This is a genomic window from Paenibacillus sp. RC334, assembly GCF_030034735.1.
GTDB lineage: Bacteria > Bacillota > Bacilli > Paenibacillales > Paenibacillaceae > Paenibacillus > Paenibacillus terrae_A.
The window spans coordinates 4,069,310-4,093,313 of record NZ_CP125370.1 but is presented as its reverse complement, the minus strand read 5'-3'; the positions used below and the strand labels follow the sequence as shown (position 1 = coordinate 4,093,313).

Genomic DNA, 24,004 nt, shown 5'->3' with positions numbered 1-24,004 from the left:
CTTTAGAGGACAAATCATTGGAAACATTAACGGAAGAAATCAAATTTTATAAGCAACAATTAGATCATATTGCCAAAGAGAATCATGTTTCAACGGATGACATACTTGATGAATTGCTGGCCATGGAGTAAATGGTGTCACGTGACACATATAGCGCCTGTTAACACGGGCGCTTGGGTGACATCTAATATATGGGTGCGATCCACAAATGAGAGGAGTGAATCTAAATGAGCTATTTTTATTGTTACGATGGTCAGATGATGCGGAAATTGCAGGATAAAAATATCCGGTACATTACTCGTGCTTTGACGATTGATAAGCATCAAAAATTTTGGCTGTATGCTATTAATGAAGAATTTCAACAGGCTGTAGAGGAAATTAAGAAACCGAAAATATAAGGAGTGAATCTGATTTGGCAGTGAATCAATGGGGCAATCTGGAAGCTTATATTTCTCATTCGCATATGAAAAGTCTCCACGAAGAAGCATTTATGGCGACATATCATGCATTATCAAGGTTTATACATAAGGGATTTCAAATGAATATGGATGAATCTGAAAATGAAGAATCCTATTTGTCATGGGTAGTTAATTCTGCTCCCGGCACAGGGAAAAGTACAGCATTAAATGTTCTATGCAAGAGTCTATTAAAGAAAAATGCTTCAAATCAACATGAAAAGTATCCGCTATTGCTTGTGTTTAATAATAACGACACGATGAAGAATAATGTATATAAGGATGTCTCTGAATTTGCCAAGCAACATGAAATACCAGATGCCATTGCATATGTCAATTCTGATGAGATTCATAAAGTGATAGATACCATGAGAAAGTATCAAATTTTATGCATTCCTCAGCAAAGACTTCGAGATTTGATGTTAGATGATGAGCACATGAATAACTATTTATTATATTACCCGCAGCGAGCTAAGAATAAGAAAGATGATGCTCGATTTAAAGAAGTACATAAGTGGAAACGATTGGTGATCATAGACGAGATGCCTATTTACTACGACAGTTGTGTCTGGGATATTGGCAGTAAAGACAATTCATTTGACTGGTTTGAGCATTTGGCAGATCGTGTTCATTTAAGTAATCGTGAATTTAAGGAAGCTAGAGATATCCTGAGTGAGTTGATCAACTTGGAATTAAAGGACAATGTAACTTCCCATTCAACATTACGATTGAATCGATTTATAGAGGGTTCAGAAAGAGAACAGTTCTTCAATACCATCCTGGCTAAATTGGCTGATGCTAAAGGTGAACTCGAGGATATGAGAAGATATACGTGGTTTATGAAGATGTATGCAAAGGATCATATCGGATGTATAGAACGAACGAATAAGCAAGCTATTATTTGTTCAGAGTGGCTGGACTATAGTCGTTTACATACCCATGTGCTGATTTTGGATGGGACAGCACATATCAGCCAAAGTATATATGAACGTTCTGGATTTGAACTGATCCCCATGACAAATGTTCATCGATATGCTGAGCGGTTGAATATTCGATGGAAAAATATAAATACGTCCACAACATTATCTTACCGTGAACTAAAAGAAGTCAAGGAAGCGACAGCAGGAGATTTCTTGGAGATACAAAGTAAACTACAAGAAAAACGTCCAAGTTTCAAAATGATTGCATTACCTAAGCAGGATGATATCGCATTTTATCACGCTGAGGGTGTAATTACGGACGAGCAGCTCAAGCAATTTTTCACCATCAAGCAGAAGTCAGATGATGATATGAGGAAACATCTTTTCAATGTGGTAGGTAATAATGATTTTTCTAGCTTTAATGCGATGGCCTTATTTGGTATTCCCATTCGCCCTCCTAGGCATTATCGGGAAATCGCTGTAGCCATGTATGGTGTAGACATCGATATATCCTTAAATGAGAATCGAAATAAAGGAAACTGGTTTACAGATGAGAGAATACAAAAACTATATATAGAAGATGTGCTGGCTAATCTTTCCCAAATTATTCATAGAACATCCCTACGCAATGTAAATTTAAGCGAAGAAGTGGATATTGTGATGTACTCGAAACGGACAGAATGGTTAACGCTGATGCAAAAAGAATTTAGATTGCCGGATGAACGAGTCCATATGCATCAACTACATAATGAACTTCGATTTAAGAAAGCTTGTACCAAGAAAATGATCGAAATGGTTAAGCTCATGGTGGGCAAAAAAAATATCAAGCTTACCGCTAAGGAAATAGGTGGAAAAGCACTATATCAGTGGTTTAGAGATAATTGGAAGGGAAATAGAAAGCAATTCATTTTGAGTGAGTTAAAGAATCATAATATATTGCTATTCGAAAGAACCTCAAAAGTTGGACGACAATATTGGTTGTTTATGCTGGTGGATCAAGATGCATTCACCGATCACGTGGTTAGCGAGCATTATCGTAAACTATTGTAGCAGTTCCAAAGGAAGATTTTCTCCCTAATATTAAGGGAAGATTTCTTCCTCTTATGATAAATTTGCAAATAAAGTGTCCAAAATGAGCCGCAAAAGGGTGAATTGCCGAAGGCAAGAGGGGAAACGGCGGCAGCTCGATGAATACCGTTTACGAAGCGTAGCGAAGTGGTTTTTATCGAGATGGTGAGAGAGTTTCCCTTTATGTGGGTACAGATGTAAAGATCAAAAGAAACCGTCAACAAAAATTTGTAAACAAATTATTTCTTTCCGTAGCCATCCAACAATAGTTGGCTGTCTTCATTTTATTTTTTTAACATGATGGATTGACGTGACCCTACTTTTCTATCTATAGGGGAAACTGGGGTCAGTCCATGGAATGTAGCTTAAACTTAGAAAGGATGAAATGGAGAAATGATGTTAACCTCATGCCCAAGACACTTATTCGTTTGTGGTCAGGTTGCTTATTTTAAAATTTTCGATTTACAGGTTGAAATTTAACTTGTTGAATATAGACTGATATCTGCAAAATTTTAAACCACATGAATTAGAGAAGTTGAGCTTTCAAGTTTGAGTGTGTCACGTGACACAATGAGCAAATTTACAATTATAAATTCGATAACACGGGAACTCTGGCTATGAGCTAGGGTTCCTTTTTACATTTAGAGAGGAGCAACAAGATTGCTATTAATTTTACAAGCAATAATCATAGAAATATCACGATTTATTACTGTAGTTGGTGTGTTTTACACCTGGATGTGGATTGCAGCCTTTTTAAAAGTGAAGGTAGAAAGGGGGATGAAATGGATTGGAAATCATATTCGTAAACGTAAAAACGTTAATTCCATACATAAAAAACGCCAGAAATAATGAGAAAGCTGTAGATTATGTAGCAACAAGTATTCAGAGTTATGGTTTTAAAAATCCCATTCTGATTGACAGTAATCATGAAATCATAGCAGGTCATACTCGTTTGTTAGCAGCTAAGAAGCTTGGACTAAAGGAAGTACCAACTATATTAGTCGATGACTTAACACCAGAAGAGGTCAAAGCCTTCAGAATCGCTGATAACAAAACGGCTGAGTATGCAGATTGGAATTTTGAATTGTTGGCGCAGGAAATGGAAGAATTAAAACTGGCTGATTATGATCTTTCTCTAACTGGATTTGATATGAGCGAGTGTGAGAAGTTGCTGGATACATTGCACGAGGAAACTGTAGATGATGAGGATGATTTTGATTTAGAAGAAGCATTGCCTGAGCATCCGATAACTCGTAAAGGTGACATTTGGATACTTGGTAAGCATAGGCTCATCTGTGGAGACTCAACTAATCCGCAGGATATTACAACATTGATGGATGGTAAGAAGGCTCAGCTTATTGTAACTGATCCACCTTATAATGTGGATTATACAGGTAAAACCAAGGATGCATTGAAAATTGAAAATGATAAAATGACCAATCACGAGTTTTATAATTTCCTATTGGCAGCTTATACTCGAATGTATGAAGTAGCAGATGACGGAGCAAGTATTTATGTGTTCCACGCAGATAGTGAAGGATTGAATTTTAGGAAGGCATTTATTGAAGCTGGATTCAAACTGGCACAATGCTGCATATGGGCAAAGCAAGCGATGGTTATGGGTAGACAAGATTATCAATGGATGCACGAACCCGTATTATATGGTTGGAAGCCGACAGGTGGACACTACTGGAACAGTGATCGTAAGCAAACGACATTATGGCAATTTGATCGTCCCTTCCGGAATGAGTTTCATCCCACCATGAAGCCGATTCCCTTAATTAGCTATCCGATTAAAAATTCAAGCAAGCTTGGTGATATCGTATTTGATCCATTTGGTGGTTCAGGCTCAACGTTGATTGCTTGTGCGGAAACGGATCGGATTTGTTATACGTGTGAGCTTGATCCCAAATATGTAGATGTGATTGTGAAGCGATATATTGCCCATGTTGGCAGCGATAGCGGCGTTTATCTGATTCGAGATGGAGTGAAGGTAGGCTATTCAGAAGTTGTTGCTGATCTAGGATTAGTGAACATGTAATGAGTTTATAAGGTGTATAGCATCACAAAAATTATAAACAAGGAAACACCAAAATTGGCTATTGCCGCAAACATACGCTTTGCTTTAAGTTCTGAAATACCAGAAAATAAAAGCATGAGTCCAAGAAAAAGTTGATTGAGCATAGTGAAGCGTTGATTGTCGTTAGGATAAGCGAATGATAGAGAAGCGCATATGAGAACAACCAAAGCACATATTAAAGTTACTATTTGATACATGCCCATTTTCTTAAGCATAGGTAAATTCCCCCTTTCCATTTAGTTTATTATACGATGAAATCCTATTATACAATAATATACAACTATTTGGTTCGCGACGGTAAGCAGTATGACTATCAAGAAGTTGTTGCTGAGTTGGCAAGGTCAGAGGTATCATGTGCTGACTAAACCGAAAGGGTGATTCAATTGGGTAAAGCAAAAGTGAATATGGTGATTCGGTTCCTAAAGGACATGCAAGCCGAAAAGGTAAATGTGCTAGGGGCTGAGGAAGCTCAGGAAGACAATGAGCTGATTCAGAAGGTGATTAAGGATATCGAGTTGTTTTACGAGGCTGAGTTAGAAGGATAAGCTAGAATACATATGGGGAATGGCCGATAGTTGGCTGTTCCCTTTTTTTGTGCTGGAGGTGAGCAGAATGAGCAAGAACAGTAACAATCCAAAAAGGAATAAACCAAAGATACTGACCAAGTATGATCAATTTGTTGTGCCAAGACTGAGGGATATTCCTGTTTGGGTACGTGAAGGGGCCACAGATGAGGAGATAGCGAAACGACTGAATATTCATATTTGGACATTAGGCGATTATCGTAGGAAGCATCCGAAATTTGCAGAAGCATTAGAACGCCCAACCAAGTGGGAGACACATGTATATCCTCGGTTAGCGGAAATACAGCAATGGTTTGAAGAAGGCATGAACGCAGAGGACATCATCAGGAAACTCGATATAGGTAAAACGACTTGGTACGAGTATATTGATAAACATCCGATGCTGGCTGAACTAGTCAAATGGAGCAAATCTGTCCCCATATCCCACGTGGAAAATTCACTTTTGAAAGCTGCTACGGGCTATGAATATGAGGAAATTCGTACAATAGTCGAAGAGGACAAAAATGGAAAAAAGAAGACACGTATCGAAAAGGTGAAACGATATCAGCCCCCGAATCCGACAGCGATGATCTTCTACTTAAAGAACCGCGCACCCAACGAGTGGAATGATCGACGTGAGCTGCTGGTCAATACGAAGGCACTGGAACAGGAGCGCAAGCAGCTATTTCTGGATATGATTGAAGCGGATGTAGTGGATGCCGAATATGAAGCTATTGAGGAATCAGTAGAGATTGAGGAAGGATATGTGGAGCTAGATGATTCGCAGTCATAACGTTATGGCGTCAGTATTTGTATAGATAAACGCCCATTTCAGCCCTGAATGAGCCTATAAAGTAGCCAGAATCAGTGCATAAGATAGGTTATGTATGGAGTGGACTTTCCCCCACATCAACGGTATGATGTGACACACGAGCGAAAGGTGGGGGAGAAAATGAAGTATATTCAAGGGTTTGAAGCACATTTACGGAGCAAGGATCGAAGCGAGAACACCATTTCCTGCTACATTCGGGACGTGTTACAGTTCATAGCGTGGTATCGGGGCAAGACGGAATATGGACTGGACAAATGGATTGAATTGGATGGAGTAGAGTACAAGAAATATCTGCAAAGTACCAATCAAGCTATACTGACCATCAACCGCAAGATTGCCAGTATCAATGTATTCGCACAGTGGATGCATCAGCAAGGATATATTAAGGAAGAAATACATATCGAAGCGGTCAGGAACAAGGTTGTTCGGCAATACAAAGGGTTAGCGGAAAAGGATTTGTGGAAGCTGCGGAATGAAATTCACCGTATGGGCAATCGAATGCATATCTGCATGATCGAATTGCTGATTGGAACAGGAATACGGGTAAGTGAATTAGTTGGCATCAAGTTGAAGGATATTGAAATAAGCGAACGCAAAGGATTATTGAAGGTATTCGGTAAGGGGAATTGCATACGAAGCATACCATTGAATAAAGATGTGCGAAAAGCCATCACTCGATATCTCGAAGTCAGACCACAAGTGGAATCAGAATATTTATGTATTGGCCAGCGAGGGCCTTTGGAACGGAATGCGATTAACCTGATTTTGAACAAATACGGGGATCGGATCAACGTGAAGGTCACACCCCATATGCTGAGACATACACTTGGCTATAAGCTGGTGAAAACGACCCCTTTGACGACCATCCAGCAAATCCTTGGACATGATCACGTAGCGACAACCAATATTTATACCCTAACAACGCAGCAGGATATGGCTGAAGCATTGGCAAATATCGAGTGGTGAGAAGCCACTCCTTTTGTCGTGGATGGGAGGGGGGCTTCTATTTGTAGAAACAGAGCCGCCAGCAAAGGGTGCAGAAATTTTTGTGATAATTTTACGGTACATATGAGGAAGGAGCCATACCTATTGAAACGATAAAGCAAGAAGAGCAAAGTCAAGCTGAGCTGCTTAAGCAGTATATGGAGAAGCATTTCAAGCCGCCCAAAATGAAACAATTGATCGAAACGTTCTCTTTCTCCGAACTGCGAAAGCTTATCGGTGAGATGGACATTGAGTTTTTCGCTTTGGCCTATTTTCCTAAATATTTTGATCGAGCATTTGGCAAGTTTCATCAAGAGTTATTTTCAGAATTAAGACATATGCTTGCCCATACAGGACTGATTACAGCTTTCGGACTCCCAAGGGAACATGGAAAGTCAACAATCAGTTCTTTTCTATTTCCGCTGTATGCCACGCTTTATGATAAGTCACAGTTTACACTGATCATATCTGCTACGGAGCAAATTGCCCTCCCGTTCTTGGATATGATCAAAGATGAGCTAGAAACAAATCAGATGCTGATTGAGGATTTTGGGATTCGTAAAGGGAGCCGCTGGAACAACAATGAAATATGGCTCAAAAGTAAAGGTGGGCTGGACTCCTGCATTATGATTCGTGGGATTGACGGTAGCCTGAGAGGTATTCACTATAAGCATCATCGTCCTACCTTAGTTCTAATGGATGATTTGCTCAAGGAGGATACGGCACGATCCGAAGCGAAACGAGAACAGATTAAAAATACATTTACGGATGTTATTCTGCCTATTGGTACAAGGGATACAAATATTCTGATCTGTGGAACCATTTTGAATGAAGAAGATATCATGGCTGATCTGCTCAAGGGTAAAATTCCAGGTGTGCGAAGTGTTCGTAAGGCAGCCGTACTTCAATTTTCAGAACGGGATGATCTGTGGTCAGAGTGGGAGCGACAATATAATAATTTGCAGGATGAAGACAGGATCAATACGGCCTTGTCTTTTTTTACCACTCATCAAGAGGAAATGCTGCTGGGGACGAAAATCCTATGGAGCGAGTATTTGGACTATTATTATCTGATGTGCAAGAAGCAAGCGATGGGCGAAAAATCATTTTATAAAGAGTTACAAAACGATCCGCGTTCAACCGACGAATACATATTTCAGAATCTCATGTATTGGGACAGGTTGCCTGAGTTTGAGGACATGGAGCTTGTCATGTACATTGATCCAGCGATTAAAGCAGGGAAGAAAAACGACTATTCGGCTATTTCGATTATTGGGCAGCACCGAAGGACAAAGCAAATGTATGTGATTGACGGTAACATATATAAGCTGTTGCCGGATAGTTTGTTTCAAGTAGCGATTGAAAAGTTAAAGCTTTACCCTGTAGATAAGCTGGGTTTTGAAGTGAATCAGGCACAAAGCTATATGAAGCAAAAGTTTGAAGAAGAGTTATGGAAAGCGAAGATACATACGCCCGTAGAAAGTGTGCATTCCAGAGGGCAGAAGCATGAACGTATTATTAGCTTGGAGCCGGAAGTGAAGAAGGGTCATATTCTGTTCAATGCAGATAACCTTAGATACAATCATCAGGTGAAGGATTATAACCGAAACTGTACATACGACGATGCGCCAGATAGTTTATATGGAGCTGTTCAATTGATTCAGTCGGTCAAGAGTCTGAAATTTTATGATCGCAGTTTGTTATTTTGAGGATTCTTCTAGATACTCAATCTTTATTTTATCCAATCTCGTTAAGCTAACGGGCAGAATATATAAACGGGTATCAACTTTAGCAGAGAGAATACCCGAAAATGTTAAAATGCTACTGACATAACGTTGTCAGTAGCGTTAGTTTATTATCGATTAGGTAAACATAATGGGGTGGATAGCTTGTTCTTGCCCTGATAAGATACTGTATCATTTATTATAGGAAGGATGGTATTTTATGAATTTTGCTTCTGTACGTATCATTACCGACGATGTGGATCGTCTTGTTGAGTTCTATGAGAGAGTCATGGGTGTTTCAGCGGAACGTCCCGCGGCAGCCTTTGCCGAACTCGTTGTGCCATCGTGCACCCTGGCGATCGGTCACTCCCATACTGTGCCGCTGTTCGGCATTGGTTCCGCAGTGGCGGCCGACAATCGCACTGTCATACTCGAGTTCCTCGTCCATGATGTCGATGCCGAATACGAGCGCTTGAAGCCGTTTGTCGACGAGTGGGTAAAGGAACCGACCACGATGCCGTGGGGGAACCGTGCTGTGTTGTTCCGTGATCCCGACGGCAACCTCATTAACCTCTTCAAGCCGGTGACCGAGGAAGCGATCAAAAGGTTCAGTGGTAGGGGGGTGACTCATGGGGAAACAGTTTTGCCTCTCCTTATAGCCTCACTCACTGTGAAATTGAGACTGGCCCTTGTAGCGCGGTACCTAGAAAGGTTATCTGTTTAGAAGGGAGGAGGTTCCTTTGATTCACTAAACTAACGGGAAACGTTAATTCAACAAGGAACTACCTTATTAAAGGTGGTTCTTTTATTTATTTAAGCAACAATTACATGGCCCATTTTGAAAGGAAGAACCTATTTGCAAATAACGGAACAAATCGTATTAGAATGCCTAAATGAACTCCAATTGGCTGCATTAGCTAAACAGAAATATACAGATTACTACAATGGTCAGCATGCTATTCTCAAGAACTATGCCATGCAAGAGAGCCGAAGCAATCAAAAGCTCATTTTCAATTTTCCACGTAAGTTTGTAGATAACGAAGTGGGCTATCTGCTCGGTAAGCCAGTAAACTATGTGTCCAAGTCAGATCAGGATGAAGCCATACATAACATAGACGTACATATGAGTCATTGGGACAAAGAGCATAATTTACAGCTTCGGAAACAATCCGAAATCTTTGGTGAGAGTTTTGAATTGAACTATATCGACTCGGATGGTCAGTTTTCAGCCACAGTACTATCCCCTTTGAATGCCTATGTGTTGGAGGACGGTACGGCAGAAAGAAATGTACTATTAGGACTACATAAATTCACGAGACGATTTGATAAGCAAGTATATTTGGATGTGTATACTGATCATGAAATTCTACACTATACAATCGCCAACGACGACAAACACAATCGGAGTAGGCAGAACCAATCACCTGAACTAAAATATATCGGCAAACATAATCACATCTTTGGGAGAGTCCCGCTAATCTCCTGTCCAGCTAATACGGAGAGAAAAAGTGGCTTCCATGATGTGATTTCTTTATTTGATGCCTATAATGCACTGAATTCCGATTTGGTCAATGAAATTGCAGATCATCGCAACGCCTATCTCGTGATTGAAAATGCTAAGCTGGAAGCTGAGGACTTATTGAATATGAAGAAGATGGGCATTATTCAGGTTCCGACTGGGGGAAAGGTAAGCTGGCTTACGAAGGAGATTAATGATTCTTTTGTAAAGAACGAGTTGGATAACATTGAACGCAAAATTTTCGATATGATGGATCAGGTTAATTTTAATGAGAATTGGGCCAGCAATACGTCTTCCTTGGCGCTGAGAAACAAACTGCTGAATTTGGAGAATCGAGTGGCGATGCGTGAAGCGTTGATGGAAAAGGCAATCAAGCAACGTCTACGAAATTTCTTTACGTTCCTGCATATCAAAGAAGGCGTTCAATATGATTACCGTGATATCGCCGTAAAGTTCACAAGAAACTTGCCAACAGATTTGGTTGGGATGGCAGATGTGATTGTGAAACTGAAAGAAGTGGTCTCACAGGAAACGTTGCTCACGTTGCTTCCATTTGTGGAGAATCCGAAGCTGGAATTTAATAAGTTTCATGCGGAGCAGCAACGATTAGTTGGTACGGATAAGGAGGTATCAAATGCAGAATAAAAATAGGATCAAGCGGCTAGTGAAGAATAGTTGTGCATGTTATCTCGGAACGAAACATGGCATCCCGAATTATTGCTGTTTACAAGATGGCCCATGTGTATTTTTCGCTCAAGATGATACTCTGCTTCATTGTACATATTTTGAAAATGGAGTTTTGCCAATGGATGAGAAGTTGGAGCGAGAATATAAGTCTGAACGTAATGTAGAGACTGAGCCTAAGACAGCCAAATCGAGAGTGAGCTGTACACGTTGTGGAGGAACATTTTTGGCAAATTCGAATCGTCAGAAATATTGTGAGAAATGCAGAGGTAAGGTGAGAAAAGAAAGTATCAGGATACGTGTTCGGAAATTCAGACAAAAAGACGGCTCGATGTAACGCTTTAGAGGTGGGAAAAGCCCTATAAACAAAGGGTTAAAAATAGGCAAAAATGAGGAGTTGGCATGCTTGTACCATTTCGTCACTTTTACGTTTTCTAAAGCGTTACATCATTGTACTGAGCATGATATTCAATATGATACAGTTTCAGCATACATATACGTTTCTGAAGTTTAGGCAAACAATAGGCTTGCTGTAACGCTTTAGGCTGTCAAAAAGCCGTATAAACAAAGGTTGAAAAATACCTAAAAGTGGGGAGTGGGTATGTTGTACCTTTTCCTCGTTTTTGTGATTTCTAAAGCGTAACAACACTGTCCTGAGCATGACATTAAAAGGCTCCATACATATATAAGCGTGTTCGGTTCTGCGTAGTCGAATGGGCAATAAAGGAGATTAACGAAAATGAATTTAGAACAAGTGAAGCAGATCATTAAAGAAAACCAAACAACTGAGGAATGGAAATCGTATCTTGAGGCTTTGAATCCGTATAGCGTACAAGGGATAGAGCAATACATCCAATCCAATCAGCAAGCAAAAAGTTGGTTCGATAGCAAGGTAGACAAACGATCAGCTAAATCGTTGGATACGTGGAAAGCCAATCATCTGGAGGATTTACTGAATGCTGAAATCAAGAAGCGATTCCCGACGAAGGATGAGAAAGATATCGAGGTTGAAAAGCTACGTGCTGAAGTCGAAAATATGAAGCTGGAGAAACAGCGTGAACGGTTAACCAGCCAAGCGATTAAAATAGCATCCGAAAAGAAACTTCCACTCCCGTTAGTGGATTTTTTTATTGGCGCAGATGAAGACGCAACGACAGCGAATTTGGCTATGTTGGAACAATCACTCCAACTGGCAACACAACAACAAGTCGAGCAACGGCTTAAAGGGGATGGCTATACACCTCCTGCGAATTCAACAGGTAGCACATTTACATTGGATTCGATTAAAGGCATGTCGCCAAACGAGATCAATCAGAATTGGGATCAAGTCAAACAAGCATTACAAAACAAATAATAATAAACGAAAAGGACAAGGTGAAAAGATATGACAGTACAGAATTTTATTCCAACAATTTGGAGCGCACGTTTAAATGAAAGCCTGAAAAAGAATTTGGTGTATGGGAGCGTGGTCAACACCGATTATGAAGGTGAGATTCAAGGGCAAGGCTCAACGGTAAAAATTAATTCGATTGGGGCAGTAAGCATTGGCAATTATGATAAGGTGGCAGGAATCGGTAATCCACAGGAACTGGATGCTACACAAAAAACATTGGTGATTGATCAGGCCAAATATTTCAATTTTCAAGTGGATGATGTAGATGCTGCTCAAGCGAATGTAAATCTACTCGATGGTGGAATCGTGGAAGCCTCGTATGGACTGGCCAATGTAGTGGATCAGTATCTTGCTGGATTTTACACAGAGGTCAAAGCTGAGAATACGATGGGCAATGATACAACGCCTGTAATTCCAACGAAAGATACAGCCTATGATATGCTGATTGATCTTGGCGTGCTGCTGGACGAAAACAATGTACCGGAAAGCGAACGGTTTGTGGTGGTTCCTGCATGGTATTATGGCTTGCTGCTGAAAGATGCTCGTTTCACGAAAGACCCAAATATTATTCGCACAGGCTATGTGGGAGATATTGATGGTATGACCGTTTATAAATCCAACAATGTGCCAAATACAGGAGGAGCCAAGTATAAAATCATCGCAGGTCATAAAAGTGCCATTTCGTTTGCGGGACAAGTAGATTCGGTAGAAGCATTCAGACCAGAGAAACAATTTTCAGATGCAGTGAAAGGGTTGCAAGTGTTTGGAGCCAAGTGTATCAAGCCAGAAGCTCTCGCTGTACTTACAGCCAATAAGTCCTAATTGAAATTGTATGATTATGAGAACACATTATAATAGAAGAAACACGTTCGGGGTGTCCGTTTTGGATGCCCTATTTTATTTTTTTGAGGGTGATAAGATGTGGTTTTTGAATCAAGAAACAGGCTGCACATGGGAAGTCACGGATCAGGAGCTGTTGCTGCGTTTACAGGTTAATGATCATTATGAGCAAGTGGATGAGCCTAAACCAGATGAGACTGAGCAAGATTTACCCCAAACGAAAGTTCAAACTGTCAAGAATATGAAGCGTACCGAGAAGGCACAGGTAAAGGAGGAACAGGAGACAGTACATGAGTGAGCAAATGGATTTGATGAAACGATTATTAAGTATGGAGCCAACAGATATATCTAAAGACGATATCTTGATTCATTACTTAAACAAAGCCAAGGGTAATATTCTAGGCTATTGTAATGTGGCAACACTCCCTGTGGAATACGATCATGTTATGGTCGATTATGCTGTGTATCTCTATAAAAATAGGGATTCGGTTGGACTTATAACTAAGCAGGAAGGTGAACGCTCAGCTACCTATGAAATAGGCATTCCGGCAAGTATTCGACTTACTCTTCCTCTGCCTAAAATCAAGGTCGGAACAGATTAATGTTCTACGATACGAAGCTGGAAATTTTAGATGCTACTCATTTCAAACCTGTTCTGTCAGTGATGGCAGATGTACAACCTTATCGCAAAAGCTTTTCATTTGAAGATAGTTACACCTTGGAGACAATATATCGAGCTTTCTGTCCACTGGAATCTTTATTGCAATTAAACGGCTATGTCCAATTTGCTAAGGATGTCTTTATTATTTTGGATATGAAGGAATGGAATGATTATGTGGAGTTGTACCTGTATCGCTGCAAGCCAGATTCTGGTTTGGAGGTGGAGGAGTGACAAGGAGCTTAGAGCCGATGATGGATTTCTTTCTTCGAGAAAAAGGTGAGCTTGTACATATCAACGGTGTAAGACAGCTTGCTCTGATCCGGGATGCGACAAATACCATTCAAATGACCGATGAAAAAATCATTCGGGCAGCGACACCCTTACATACAGGAGATATCGTAGACTATCGCTATGAACGATATTTAATTACCAGTCAGGTGGATCAAAATGAAAAGTCTTGTCGAGGCAGGATGCGAAAATGTAATCAATGGTTGGCTTTAAACTGGAATGGACAGGTGAAATGGTTTGATTCTGTGGTAGAAGCCAGAACGTTTTCAACGGAAACAGGTAAAGTTATCTCCATGCCAGAGGGCAACATTCTGGTTAGTCTACAAGACAATGCAGACACGCGAAACATCGCATTGAACCAACGATTCTACATCACCCATCAACCTTTTAAAATAGTTGGAATGGATCGTACGATGAATGGCAGCATCCAGTTAAGCTGCACATTGGATAGCATAAATACAGCTTATGATGACGTGGAAAATAATATTGCGGACAGATGGAAATATGAGACTGCTCATACATATGCTTTACATATCAATCACGGAACGATAGCCCATGTGCTGCTCAATGAAACAATACAGTTAAATGTGAGCGCTACGGATAATGGAAATGAGATAGCCCATCCGGCGATTACCTATACATCCAGTGATCCGAGTGTAATTAGCGTAGACCAGCAAGGTCAGGTTATGGGTATCGTTTTGGGACAAGCAAGTATCACTGTAAAATTAACGTATCACCCAACAGCACGAAGTACCATTGAAATGAGAGTCGTCGAAACGGGAACGCATATCTATTCGATAGCCATTACCGGTAATCCTATGCTCAAAACAGGCCAAAGCTCCTCATACGTCAGCCATATCTATGATCATGGAACAGAAGTGTTTGATCAGTCTGTAGAGTGGAGCTTACGGAATCAAGATGATTCAACTCCTACCATGGGAAGCATGACAGCGAGTACAGGAAATAGCGTAACCATAAAGGCAGGAAGCAGTAGTGGAACGATCAACAAAGCTTTAACATTGACAGCCACCTTAGTAAGCGATCCTAGCATGACTATAGAAAAGACCATTAGCCTTAAGAATTTATTCTAAGCATTATATCTATCGGCTTGCCTTAGAGGGCAGCCATTTTCATTTCAAAGGAGCCACATACATATGCAACGGAAATCCATTGATTACTTGCTCAGTCTGAGTCTATTGAAGCAATTAAGATCACAACAGTTGATAACAGAAGAAGAGTTTATCGCGATTGATGAGCTGAATAAAAAAACTTTCAAGTAGCTATAACATGGGCAGAAATGGACTTGATGATGTAGCGCAAGCATTATACCATGTGACCGTATAAAGAAGATATTGAAGGGAGAAATATCTATGGCACAAGCCGCAATTGCAAAAAAAGTCGTGATCGTTCCCGTGAAAACGTTGGACATCGTAGAGGGAATTCAATCTATTCAAAAGAAGAAAGTCGCTGCCTATTGCCGGGTCAGTACCGATTCCGAGGAGCAAAAGGAGAGCTATACCAATCAGGTGAATCACTATACTCAACACATTCAAAACAACTTGGAATGGGAAATGGCTGATATTTATGCAGATGAAGGTATCACCGGAACCAACACCAAAAATAGAACGCACTTTAATCGGATGATACAGGATGCCCGAAATGGTAAACTGGATCTGATACTGGTCAAGTCGATTTCGAGATTTGCCAGGAATACACTGGATTTATTGAAATATGTACGGGAACTCAAAAGTCTCGGAGTTGCCGTATTTTTTGAACGAGAGAACATTAATACACTGGATACCACAGGCGAAGTATTGCTGACCATCCTGAGTTCTCTTGCTCAAGACGAGAGTCGAAACATTTCTGAGAATAGCCGATGGGGAATATTACGTGGCTTTCAAAATGGCAAAGTCTTCTGCAACACCACTCGCTTCCTTGGCTATGATAAGGATGAACATGGTGAATTGGTGATTAATGAGCCAGAAGCAGAGATTGTACGCAGAATATACGAGGAGTATTTGGATGGCAAAAGCTATCAGGCGATAGCCAGAGGTTTGATGCGAGATCACATTAAAACAGTCACGGATGGCGATACTTGGTGGGATTCCTCCATTACCTTAATTCTGACCAATGAGAAATATTACGGAGCTTTGCTTCAGCAAAAGACGGTAACGGTAGATTTTCTAACCCATAAACGAATCAGGAATAAAGGACAGGAGCAGCAATATTTAATTGAGGACAACCATGAACCGATTGTATCCAAGGAACTATTTGAAGCGGTGCAAAAGGAAAAGGAACGGAGGGCCAAGCTGAAAGGGAGCGTGATGGGGGAGAGTAAAAGATACTCCAGTAAATATGCACTAAGCAGTAAAGTATATTGTGGATGCTGCGGGGCCATTTTTAAACGCCGCACCTGGAACAGCAATAATCCATCCAAAAAAGTGGTATGGCAATGCAAAACGTATGTCAATGAAGGTAAAGCAGCCTGTGATGCCAAGTCGGTCGATGAACCTGTTTTACATTCCGCGTTTGTACGATTGTTCAACCGGATGTATGAGAATAAGAAAGGATTCATGAAGACGTTGAAAGGGAATATTGAATCGGTGCTTTCCAGCAAAGTAGGGCAAGAACCGCTATTGGACATCGAAGGTCAGATGCAACAATTGAAATCCGACCTGAAGGAATTAGTGAATCTCAAGCTGAGGAATCAGATTGATGAGGCCGTATATGATGAAGAAACAAACAGGCTTTCCAGTGAACTAAACGAGCTACGACAACAGAAGCTGACACTGGAGCAGGAGCATGAGCAAAAGGCACAACTCAAGGAACGTGTCGATGAAATTATCCAAGTACTAAACTTACGGGAAGATGTACTGGAACAATTTGATGATAACCTATTTAATGCGTTGGTGGAGAAGATAACCATTCTCTCACCAGCGCATTTTGTTTTTACCTTGAAAAGTGGAATGGACATAGATGAAATATTGGACTAGAGAAACCATAGGCTGAAACGATAAATAGGCTAACGAGTAACTGTGGGTTGTATGACGGGAAGAATCAATCGAATCCCGTCTTTTACTCCTTCCATATAGATGGATTGTTTGTCTTGACTTAGCTGATAGCTTATGGCTTCTTCCCATTCAGATAGCAGATGTTGGATATCCTCGTTTTGATTCATTTTGAATTGATCCATTTGAGTGAATAGATTTTTGTCCTCAGATAAACATGAAGCCTGTTGTTCACTGACAAGTTCTAATTGATAAAAACGCTGGCGTAATGCTTCTTTAAACCAATCTGGCCAATTTGACATAGTACATTTTCCCTCCCGTTGTTTGAGTGTGTGTATGTTAACTCTGATGGGGAGGGATAGCAAGTTATTATTTTTGAGTGTGGAAAAAAGCTCATTTCTAACTTATGGTTCAAGTTAAAATAAGCTTTTTTTAAAGTTTATCGAGTGTTTGGTTTGTTGGTTGCATTGGATGATCTTTTTGATAAGTTAAACCCTATAATAATATTCTTGCTGTTACCTTAATTCAATTCTTCTTCTAGGAATTCTATGCTTATCCTATCGACCATAATTTCTACATATTTACCTCCTAAATAACTGTATTCCAGAAACCAATCATCTTGAAATATCATGACGGAATTCAAACAACAATTTCCATCCAGCTCTCCACGAATAAAATATCCAAAACCATTGCCTATCTGTTCTATCTCTTGAACCGATTCATTAATCTCCTTTAATTCCAAATCGTCTAATACAGTTATGCCAATTTCCACAGGATAGTAACTACCTGTATTAATTTGATAAGGGAAACAATCTACAAATCCTGTAAACTCTATCCCGTTTATTTCAACTCTAACCTCTTCCTCAATATTAGAATCTATGGCTTTTACCAATGCATTGTATTTCATAAGCATCCCTCTGTTCTATGGTATTGGATTAATAGTTTTATCGTGTTTATTTCCGTTTAACAATTTCCACAAATCTTCCCCACGCTTGACATGGTAAGTAGTGATTTTTCCATCATTGTTCGTTCCTACAAACTCAAATTTAAGTTCACCTTTTTTTGTGTTCCCCATATACTTAACATATCCTGTCCGTGTTTCGACAGTCCCATTTTTCAATTTGTACTCATATTTAACCTTCGTTCCCCCGGTTAGTACATCTTTAGCCCCTCGAAGATAATCATCTGCATTATTATAAACACCTTTAAATTCTCCTCCATGTTTAGAAAAATGATCATCAAGAAGATTTTGGTTAGCAAACTCAGATGGAGTATTAACAGCTTTTGTCCCACCTTCAGTAGATTTACTCGAACTCGTTAATTTAGGCGTCTCCTTAGGTCTACTTGAATTTGCCCCATTATAAATCGGCGAATCATTGAATTCATCAATCGGCTTGTTTACACCTGGGCCACCTTTTGGGTTGGGTTTTACAGGCGGATTCTCTACAATAGGTGGTTGGCTGGGCCTTCCAGCAGTCCCCATACCGATACGAGCTCCTACAACCCCATAGGTTGTTTCCTCAATTAAATCGCTTAGGCCTGTCCTCTCCATGTAATCTCCGGATTTTTGTCCGATGAAGCCCTGATTGTATCGAGCAATGAGTGCATCCATTTTCTCTTTGTCCAACTCAATAGCATTTGTTGAGTCTACCCCCATAGCTACTAATCCATTTTCTATGGCATTTAGGGTTCCTTCATCCCATACTTGTGTTCGCTTTGTGTTGACGATGCGCTGGATGGCAGCCATTTTATTGGGGTCTTTAATATCATACAGTGATAGTTTGCGCTGCATTGTAATTTCAGTGCGTAGTGCTTGCTCAGCTTGCTTTAGCTTACCTTCATCCTGCCACCAGTTGGCTGTAAAATAATCAGTTTGATTCCAATATGAAGTATACTCCTTAGTTTTTCTTTCTCTCCATAGTGCAAGTTTTGAATTCTCATGTTTCTGTGTTTGCGCTGCCTGAAGGCGTTGTTTTTCCGTATAATCTCTGAGCATTTTATCTCGAACACTTTTAGGAATCTGCTGATAGGCATGAGCCATAGCATTCGACTCTTTCAGCAGGTTCTGAATCAGCTCTAATGGGCCACCGGAATTAGCTACATGACGTGCACTCGTATATGCTTTTCCTAAAATCCACTTGCTATAGTAGGCTTGTCTCGCTCGCTCATGCTCATACTCACTAATCAACCCCTGCATGGCTAAACCAGCCAAGTGTTTGAGCGGGTGCAACCCCGTTTCTTTACTGCCTCCAACCGTTGGCGTTCCTTTACTACGAATAGGGATGGCTCCAGTTGCTTGTAACACCGTTGCTGCTACTTTACCTGCTGGCCCACCCACCGTATTCAACATCACACTGGCTATGTTTCCAACTACGGGAATGGAACCTAACATTTTGGATATCGTCCCCATCAAGGCATTCGCCTGTTGAAGTGCTGCTGGAGTCGTGATTTTTGCTTTAGGAGTAGGGGCTTGGCTGCTAGATGAATCCTTTGCTGCTGATTGGGCTGCTTCATATGCTTTTATACTCATCAATGGTGGCTCAGGCACAGGAGGGAGGTCAGCCACGAAAACAGGAGCTTTCACCGTACCTTCCTGATAAATTACCGGGGCTTTGGTATCCGTCTCACCATCCAGCACCATGCTGCTTTCTCCACCTTTTAGATGAAGCGCCGTTCCAGCTTCCAGCGACAGTTCCTCACCTGCATCGAGCTTCACGTGACCACCCTGAATCTGCACATTCCCCAGACTGCTAACGGTAATTCCACCATCTTCATTTAGTGTAATTGAAAATCCATCCGAGGTGGACAGGGTCAGTTCTTGCTCAGACATTTCTACGCCGCTACCTTGCACATGTTGCCATACCTTCACATTCGGCTGTCCATTTGTGTGGCGTTGTTGTCGTAGCGAATCCGTTACATAGGCATCCTGTTCGCGGTGTGTAGGCAGATACAGTTCAACCTGTTCCCCGATTTCAGGCATATCGTACCATCCACTGTGTTCTTCTGCGACATATCGAGTCGCCACGGGAAACCAGCAGGCTTTGGCAGGATCTTGCTTCGGGTCGATGTCCAGTTGAAGTTGTACGAAATCCTGTTGTACCTTCAGCACCGTTCCCGTGAGTGAAATCCCGGTGGCCTGATCGTTTTCATACCGGGCATAGCGAATATTCTGTTCCGCTTGGAGATCATAACGGGTACGCAGTAAGCCATCCTCTAACCGTGTCACTGCCCGAACCACGACCAATTCTTTACCTTGTCCAATGGGTAACGTGATGAGGTCACCCAGCGCATAATATTGCAAACTTTCAATTGTATAGGTGACATACGAGCCAGCACGTTGTTCTCCGGGCTTTTCCGCATCCAGCTCATGAAACGTTTTTCGTACCCGATAAAATACATCTCGTTCCACTTTGTGCTGTTTGCCTTCCGGCATCCCGAAGAAAACCTTGGGCGAGGCTGCGGTTACCTCTGGCACAAGTACGGAGCCAAAGCGAGAAGCAAGACGCTTTAAAAACGCCCAATCCGTCTCTTCATATTGTAAAACAAAAGTATCCAGTTTGGCATAATTAGTTACGGTATCAATGGCGTCTCCATACTCATATTTACGAACCATCGAGGTGACCAGATCATCATAGGTACGGTGAATATCCTGATAGGAACGTTTTTTTAGCTTGATATCCATTTGATAGGAATGGGAAGCAGCCTCCAATTCAAAGGTGTATACTCCACGTATACAATGTACGGACATTTGCGTAACGATCCCGTGGAACAGTCTTCTTAGCGATTGTCCTTGATCATCCAACTGACGAATCACAATCGGTTCTTGCTCCATATTTTGTCCGATGCATGCGGCTCCCTGTTCTTCGGAGAGCATACCACGGATATGTAAAAAGGTATGATCATTAATGGTACGTGTGATTTGAAGTTGATCGATGTGTTGCGGCTGAAAGGGACCATAAAAGCGTAGGCTTTCATACCCGATCCCATCTGATAATAGGCTCAAGTGAGTTCATAACTCCTTTCTAGATGTGATGGCTGATTACAAAAGTAAAGTGCAGCATTTTAAGACCCATATGTATCACTGAGTTTGTTGGGTACAAAGTTACGAGAGGTGATATTTAAATAACAGTCCAGCATATGTATTTATCGGTTAAAAGAGAGATTTAGTTTACAGAATGCCCCATTCGTTGGGTTATTTTCAATGTGTATATCTGGAAGCAGGAGATATGGGAGGAGGGAAAGCTGAAAGTAATTTTGAGCAATTGTCTTTCAAAGTCAGAAACTGAGCTGATTTAATTGTGATTATGGATTCGGGTAAATTAAATACAGGTTCATATGGAATTAGTAGGATCGACAGAAGTGAAGGGGGAACAGGCATCATCTGGGAAAAGGTGGTGTTGTGAGAAGGAGTGGCTTTTGATATTATAGGTAATATATATAATAAAAAGGAATATATCCCTTTCGTGGTCTCGACACATGTGGAGTGCGTGGTAGTAATATATCGAGATGAGAAGCATTGATGTACGAGGGCTTAAGAGCAACTTGAATATGTTCCTGCATTCAAAAAAGGGTTTAGGGTTGAGTGCGGGAACATATTTTATTTTACATACACAAGGCACACTTTGTGTGCTTTAAAACGAGAATGTCGCAAAGGCTGTACGCTATGCGGGAATTCAGCACATTGCTTGCACAGAATTTGTATTTGTAGAGAAAAGTGTACACCTCGCAGAATATACATTCGTATAACGAACATACCTTGCTTTTTTTATGCTGATGTATTTTTAAAGACATCCCGGCAACATCTGTCCAGCAAGGAGCCATTTGTGACCAACACCGTTAACGGGAAAGTCAATGCGGTCAACCTAAATGATTTGGTACTTACGTGGTCACTATTTCATCTGAAGCTGGGCATGGAAATAAAGTTTATAATTTAACCTTATCTCAGAACTTACACTTTTGATGAATTAGCCAAGGCTGAGAAGACATTTCGGGATACAGGCTTTTGCAATTGATAAAGCTCCCTCTTAGGGCTATTCTCATTGAACTTGTTATATAAGAAAAGTTGGTAAAAGTGTTTGAATTGTTAACTTTAATAAAGATTTTTACTATGAAGTAAAGAGTATATTTAGTGGAGTTAAGCAGCACTAATAAATTTTGGCTTTTATTACTAACTAAAAGACAATATAATATTAGGTATATAAACCTAGTTATATTGTTTTTTAGTTTGAGTAATAAGGAAAGAAACCAATTTTTTTTAAATATTAATATTAGTGATGAATAATTCTTTACCTACGTTATCTTTCTTTTTGGAGTTTACAGTATAGTACCAATTTTGCGGAATAAAATTTGCCCAGTTGTACATCTCCCTAACTTCTGGGCAATCATCAATTGTTAGAAAAAAATTATGATTGGTATCTCTTAATAATTCTGCAAGATGCTGATGTTCATTAGGAGACATACTAACAGGATATAATCTACTACCCTTCTCATAGTATGGGGGATCCACCATCAAAAGGACATTTTCTCCAGGCGCAGTAATCACATCACTGAAATCTAAGGAGGTTATATTGACATTTTTCAATTTTTTTGAACATTCTAAAATTCTTTTGCAAAGCATATCAGCATTCCATCTGCAATCAATTTTCCAATCAGATAGTTGTTTAAGTCCACCTATAGGATTGGCGTTGTAAATACCTGAATAGTTTGTCCTATTAAAGAATAGAAATCTGAAAGCTCGAATTAAATCGCTATTACTAATTTCTTGTGTTCTATAATACTGCCATAGCTCCACGCTTGGCTTTATTTTACGAACCATTTCACACAGATAGTTAGGATTGTCTCTGACAGTTTTCAGAAAGCTTTTTATATTAACATCTTTATCATTTAGCCAATTATATTTGGCAATTTGCTTCCCAAAAAAAATAGCCCCTCCTCCAACAAAGGGCTCGCGATACTCAGTATGTTCAACAGCAAGGTATTTTTCGAATTTTTTTTAACACTTTGCTTTTGGAACCCGGGAATCTTAAAGGGGACCTTAGAGGCTTCTCCTGTTTTTTTTCGTTTCACTCATCTCTCACATCCTTATTAAGAGTTTATCATAATTTAATTATTTTGGCCATAAAAAAGGAAACGGTGATCAAATGGAATTAATAACTACACTTGATATACAACAAATTGCAAAGCTACTTTTAAATAAGAAGAATAGAACTGGTACAGGTGTGGTATTTATACTTGGTGCTGGGTTTTCTATGAGGGATACTTATAATCCAGCTGCTAAAGGATTGGGAAGCGGATGGGAAGTATCAAAATTTTTAGGCGACAAGCTTCAAATGAAAAATATTGAAAATCTTCAGCGTACAGCAGAATATTATGAGGTTGTGTTTGGAAAGCAAGCACTGATCCAAGAAGTAAAGGAGTATCTTAAATCCAGACTTGTAGTACAAGAAAGCCATAGGTATTTAGCTAGATTAATGCATGATTTGGGTGATTTAAAAGAATTAGTTTTTACTGTGAATTATGACAATTTACTAGAAAATTGTTATAAGCAAGAATATGAAAAAGATCTAGAGGTATGGCGTAAAGGAGAAAGTTATACCTCACAAAAACACCTTTATAAAATACATGGTTGCATTACATCTGAAAATCATTTTGTACTTACATCGGAAGATTACTATAATGTTAAGTCAGATGAAAATCTCATGAAAACTTTGTATTCAATTTTTCGTGACAATTCTTGTGTATTCATAGGATTCAGTATGGAAGATCAGGATTTAATGGATATATTATTTAACATACGTAAACTGAATGATGTTAATTCTTTTCTGAAACATTATCTTGTTGTTCCATTGGAAGGAATTAATGAGAATAGAATGAAATATTTGAGCGAAAAAATAAATGTTCGGCATGTTCCAATGACAAGTGAAGAATTTTTAGCAAACTTGATTGCAGAATATGAAAAAAAAACAAAGATGATCAGATAAATGGG

General features: G+C 40.0%; 21 protein-coding genes and 2 pseudogenes. 18 read left to right on the top strand and 5 right to left on the bottom strand.

All coding sequences use genetic code 11. The features are described from left to right. The first annotated feature begins 227 nt into the window (after positions 1 to 227). The 3 genes from QMK20_RS18825 (at position 228) to QMK20_RS18815 (ending at position 4,484) form a co-directional block, all read left to right on the top strand. Entirely contained in the window at positions 228 to 398 is a 171-nt protein-coding gene (locus tag QMK20_RS18825) for a hypothetical protein (protein WP_283652839.1), read from the top strand. Positions 399 to 412: 14 nt separating this feature from the next. Further along, entirely contained in the window at positions 413 to 2,425 is a 2,013-nt protein-coding gene (locus tag QMK20_RS18820; RefSeq protein ID WP_283652838.1) for a hypothetical protein, read from the top strand. Between the two features lie 805 nt (positions 2,426 to 3,230). After that, positions 3,231 to 4,484 carry a DNA modification methylase gene (locus QMK20_RS18815; protein ID WP_283652837.1) on the top strand — a complete coding sequence of 418 codons (1,254 nt, stop codon included), beginning with the start codon at positions 3,231 to 3,233 and terminating at the stop codon, positions 4,482 to 4,484. A 5-nt stretch (positions 4,485 to 4,489) separates the two neighbouring features. Here QMK20_RS18815 and QMK20_RS18810 read toward each other — a convergent pair whose 3' ends face one another. Then, positions 4,490 to 4,738 (bottom strand): DUF3953 domain-containing protein, encoded by a 249-nt coding sequence (locus tag QMK20_RS18810; protein ID WP_283652836.1) that lies wholly within the window; start codon positions 4,736 to 4,738, stop codon positions 4,490 to 4,492. Positions 4,739 to 4,906: 168 nt separating this feature from the next. Between QMK20_RS18810 and QMK20_RS18805 the strand changes: the two genes are divergently transcribed. The 14 genes and pseudogenes from QMK20_RS18805 to QMK20_RS18735 all read left to right on the top strand — a co-directional run bounded on the left by QMK20_RS18805 (position 4,907) and on the right by QMK20_RS18735 (position 17,004). Then, on the top strand, positions 4,907 to 5,068 hold the full coding sequence (locus QMK20_RS18805; protein WP_283652835.1) for a hypothetical protein: 162 nt from the start codon (positions 4,907 to 4,909) through the stop codon (positions 5,066 to 5,068). A 67-nt stretch (positions 5,069 to 5,135) separates the two neighbouring features. Beyond that, complete coding sequence (locus tag QMK20_RS18800; protein WP_283652834.1) at positions 5,136 to 5,879, top strand: transposase; 744 nt, start codon at positions 5,136 to 5,138, stop codon at positions 5,877 to 5,879. Positions 5,880 to 6,038: 159 nt separating this feature from the next. Beyond that, the gene (locus QMK20_RS18795; RefSeq protein ID WP_283652833.1) at positions 6,039 to 6,884 is read left to right on the top strand and encodes a tyrosine-type recombinase/integrase; all 846 of its coding nucleotides are present in this window, start codon (positions 6,039 to 6,041) and stop codon (positions 6,882 to 6,884) included. Between the two features lie 176 nt (positions 6,885 to 7,060). Further along, positions 7,061 to 8,611 (top strand): phage terminase large subunit, encoded by a 1,551-nt coding sequence (gene terL / locus QMK20_RS18790; protein WP_283652832.1) that lies wholly within the window; start codon positions 7,061 to 7,063, stop codon positions 8,609 to 8,611. 235 nt (positions 8,612 to 8,846) lie between these two features. Continuing rightward, positions 8,847 to 9,245: pseudogene (locus QMK20_RS18785) on the top strand (VOC family protein); the annotation flags it as partial. Positions 9,246 to 9,482: 237 nt separating this feature from the next. Then, entirely contained in the window at positions 9,483 to 10,790 is a 1,308-nt protein-coding gene (locus QMK20_RS18780) for a phage portal protein (RefSeq protein WP_283652831.1), read from the top strand. Between the two features lie 778 nt (positions 10,791 to 11,568). After that, positions 11,569 to 12,183, top strand: coding sequence for a DUF4355 domain-containing protein (locus tag QMK20_RS18770; RefSeq protein WP_283652829.1), 615 nt, complete (start codon positions 11,569 to 11,571; stop codon positions 12,181 to 12,183). A 30-nt stretch (positions 12,184 to 12,213) separates the two neighbouring features. Then, on the top strand, positions 12,214 to 13,044 hold the full coding sequence (locus tag QMK20_RS18765; RefSeq protein ID WP_025684791.1) for a phage major capsid protein: 831 nt from the start codon (positions 12,214 to 12,216) through the stop codon (positions 13,042 to 13,044). Positions 13,045 to 13,141: 97 nt separating this feature from the next. Further along, the gene (locus QMK20_RS18760) at positions 13,142 to 13,360 is read left to right on the top strand and encodes a hypothetical protein (protein ID WP_192513228.1); all 219 of its coding nucleotides are present in this window, start codon (positions 13,142 to 13,144) and stop codon (positions 13,358 to 13,360) included. After that, the gene (locus QMK20_RS18755; protein ID WP_192513229.1) at positions 13,353 to 13,664 is read left to right on the top strand and encodes a phage head-tail connector protein; all 312 of its coding nucleotides are present in this window, start codon (positions 13,353 to 13,355) and stop codon (positions 13,662 to 13,664) included. The genes QMK20_RS18760 and QMK20_RS18755 overlap by 8 nt, the downstream gene beginning before the upstream one ends. Continuing rightward, a complete protein-coding gene (locus QMK20_RS18750; RefSeq protein WP_283652828.1) occupies positions 13,664 to 13,954 on the top strand; it encodes a hypothetical protein in 291 nt (96 codons plus the stop codon). Before QMK20_RS18755 ends, QMK20_RS18750 begins: the two co-directional genes overlap by 1 nt. Further along, positions 13,951 to 15,102, top strand: a complete 1,152-nt coding sequence (locus tag QMK20_RS18745; protein ID WP_283652827.1) for an Ig-like domain-containing protein — start codon at positions 13,951 to 13,953, stop codon at positions 15,100 to 15,102. The genes QMK20_RS18750 and QMK20_RS18745 overlap by 4 nt, the downstream gene beginning before the upstream one ends. A gap of 63 nt (positions 15,103 to 15,165) precedes the next feature. Then, positions 15,166 to 15,291: an SHOCT domain-containing protein gene (locus QMK20_RS18740; RefSeq protein WP_283652826.1), complete on the top strand. Its 126-nt coding sequence runs from the start codon at positions 15,166 to 15,168 to the stop codon at positions 15,289 to 15,291. A 90-nt stretch (positions 15,292 to 15,381) separates the two neighbouring features. After that, positions 15,382 to 17,004 (top strand): recombinase family protein, encoded by a 1,623-nt coding sequence (locus QMK20_RS18735; protein WP_283652825.1) that lies wholly within the window; start codon positions 15,382 to 15,384, stop codon positions 17,002 to 17,004. Positions 17,005 to 17,033: 29 nt separating this feature from the next. Here QMK20_RS18735 and QMK20_RS18730 read toward each other — a convergent pair whose 3' ends face one another. The 4 genes and pseudogenes from QMK20_RS18730 to QMK20_RS18715 all read right to left on the bottom strand — a co-directional run. Further along, entirely contained in the window at positions 17,034 to 17,321 is a 288-nt protein-coding gene (locus QMK20_RS18730; protein WP_283652824.1) for a hypothetical protein, read from the bottom strand. Between the two features lie 218 nt (positions 17,322 to 17,539). Next, positions 17,540 to 17,926, bottom strand: a complete 387-nt coding sequence (locus QMK20_RS18725) for a hypothetical protein (RefSeq protein ID WP_283652823.1) — start codon at positions 17,924 to 17,926, stop codon at positions 17,540 to 17,542. A gap of 15 nt (positions 17,927 to 17,941) precedes the next feature. After that, positions 17,942 to 21,022, bottom strand: a complete 3,081-nt coding sequence (locus QMK20_RS18720; RefSeq protein WP_283652822.1) for a contractile injection system protein, VgrG/Pvc8 family — start codon at positions 21,020 to 21,022, stop codon at positions 17,942 to 17,944. Between the two features lie 1,251 nt (positions 21,023 to 22,273). After that, a pseudogene (locus tag QMK20_RS18715) lies at positions 22,274 to 22,972 on the bottom strand (DNA adenine methylase); the annotation flags it as partial. A gap of 187 nt (positions 22,973 to 23,159) precedes the next feature. Here QMK20_RS18715 and QMK20_RS18710 point away from each other — a divergent pair. Continuing rightward, complete coding sequence (locus QMK20_RS18710; RefSeq protein WP_283652821.1) at positions 23,160 to 23,999, top strand: SIR2 family NAD-dependent protein deacylase; 840 nt, start codon at positions 23,160 to 23,162, stop codon at positions 23,997 to 23,999. Positions 24,000 to 24,004 lie beyond the last annotated feature (5 nt).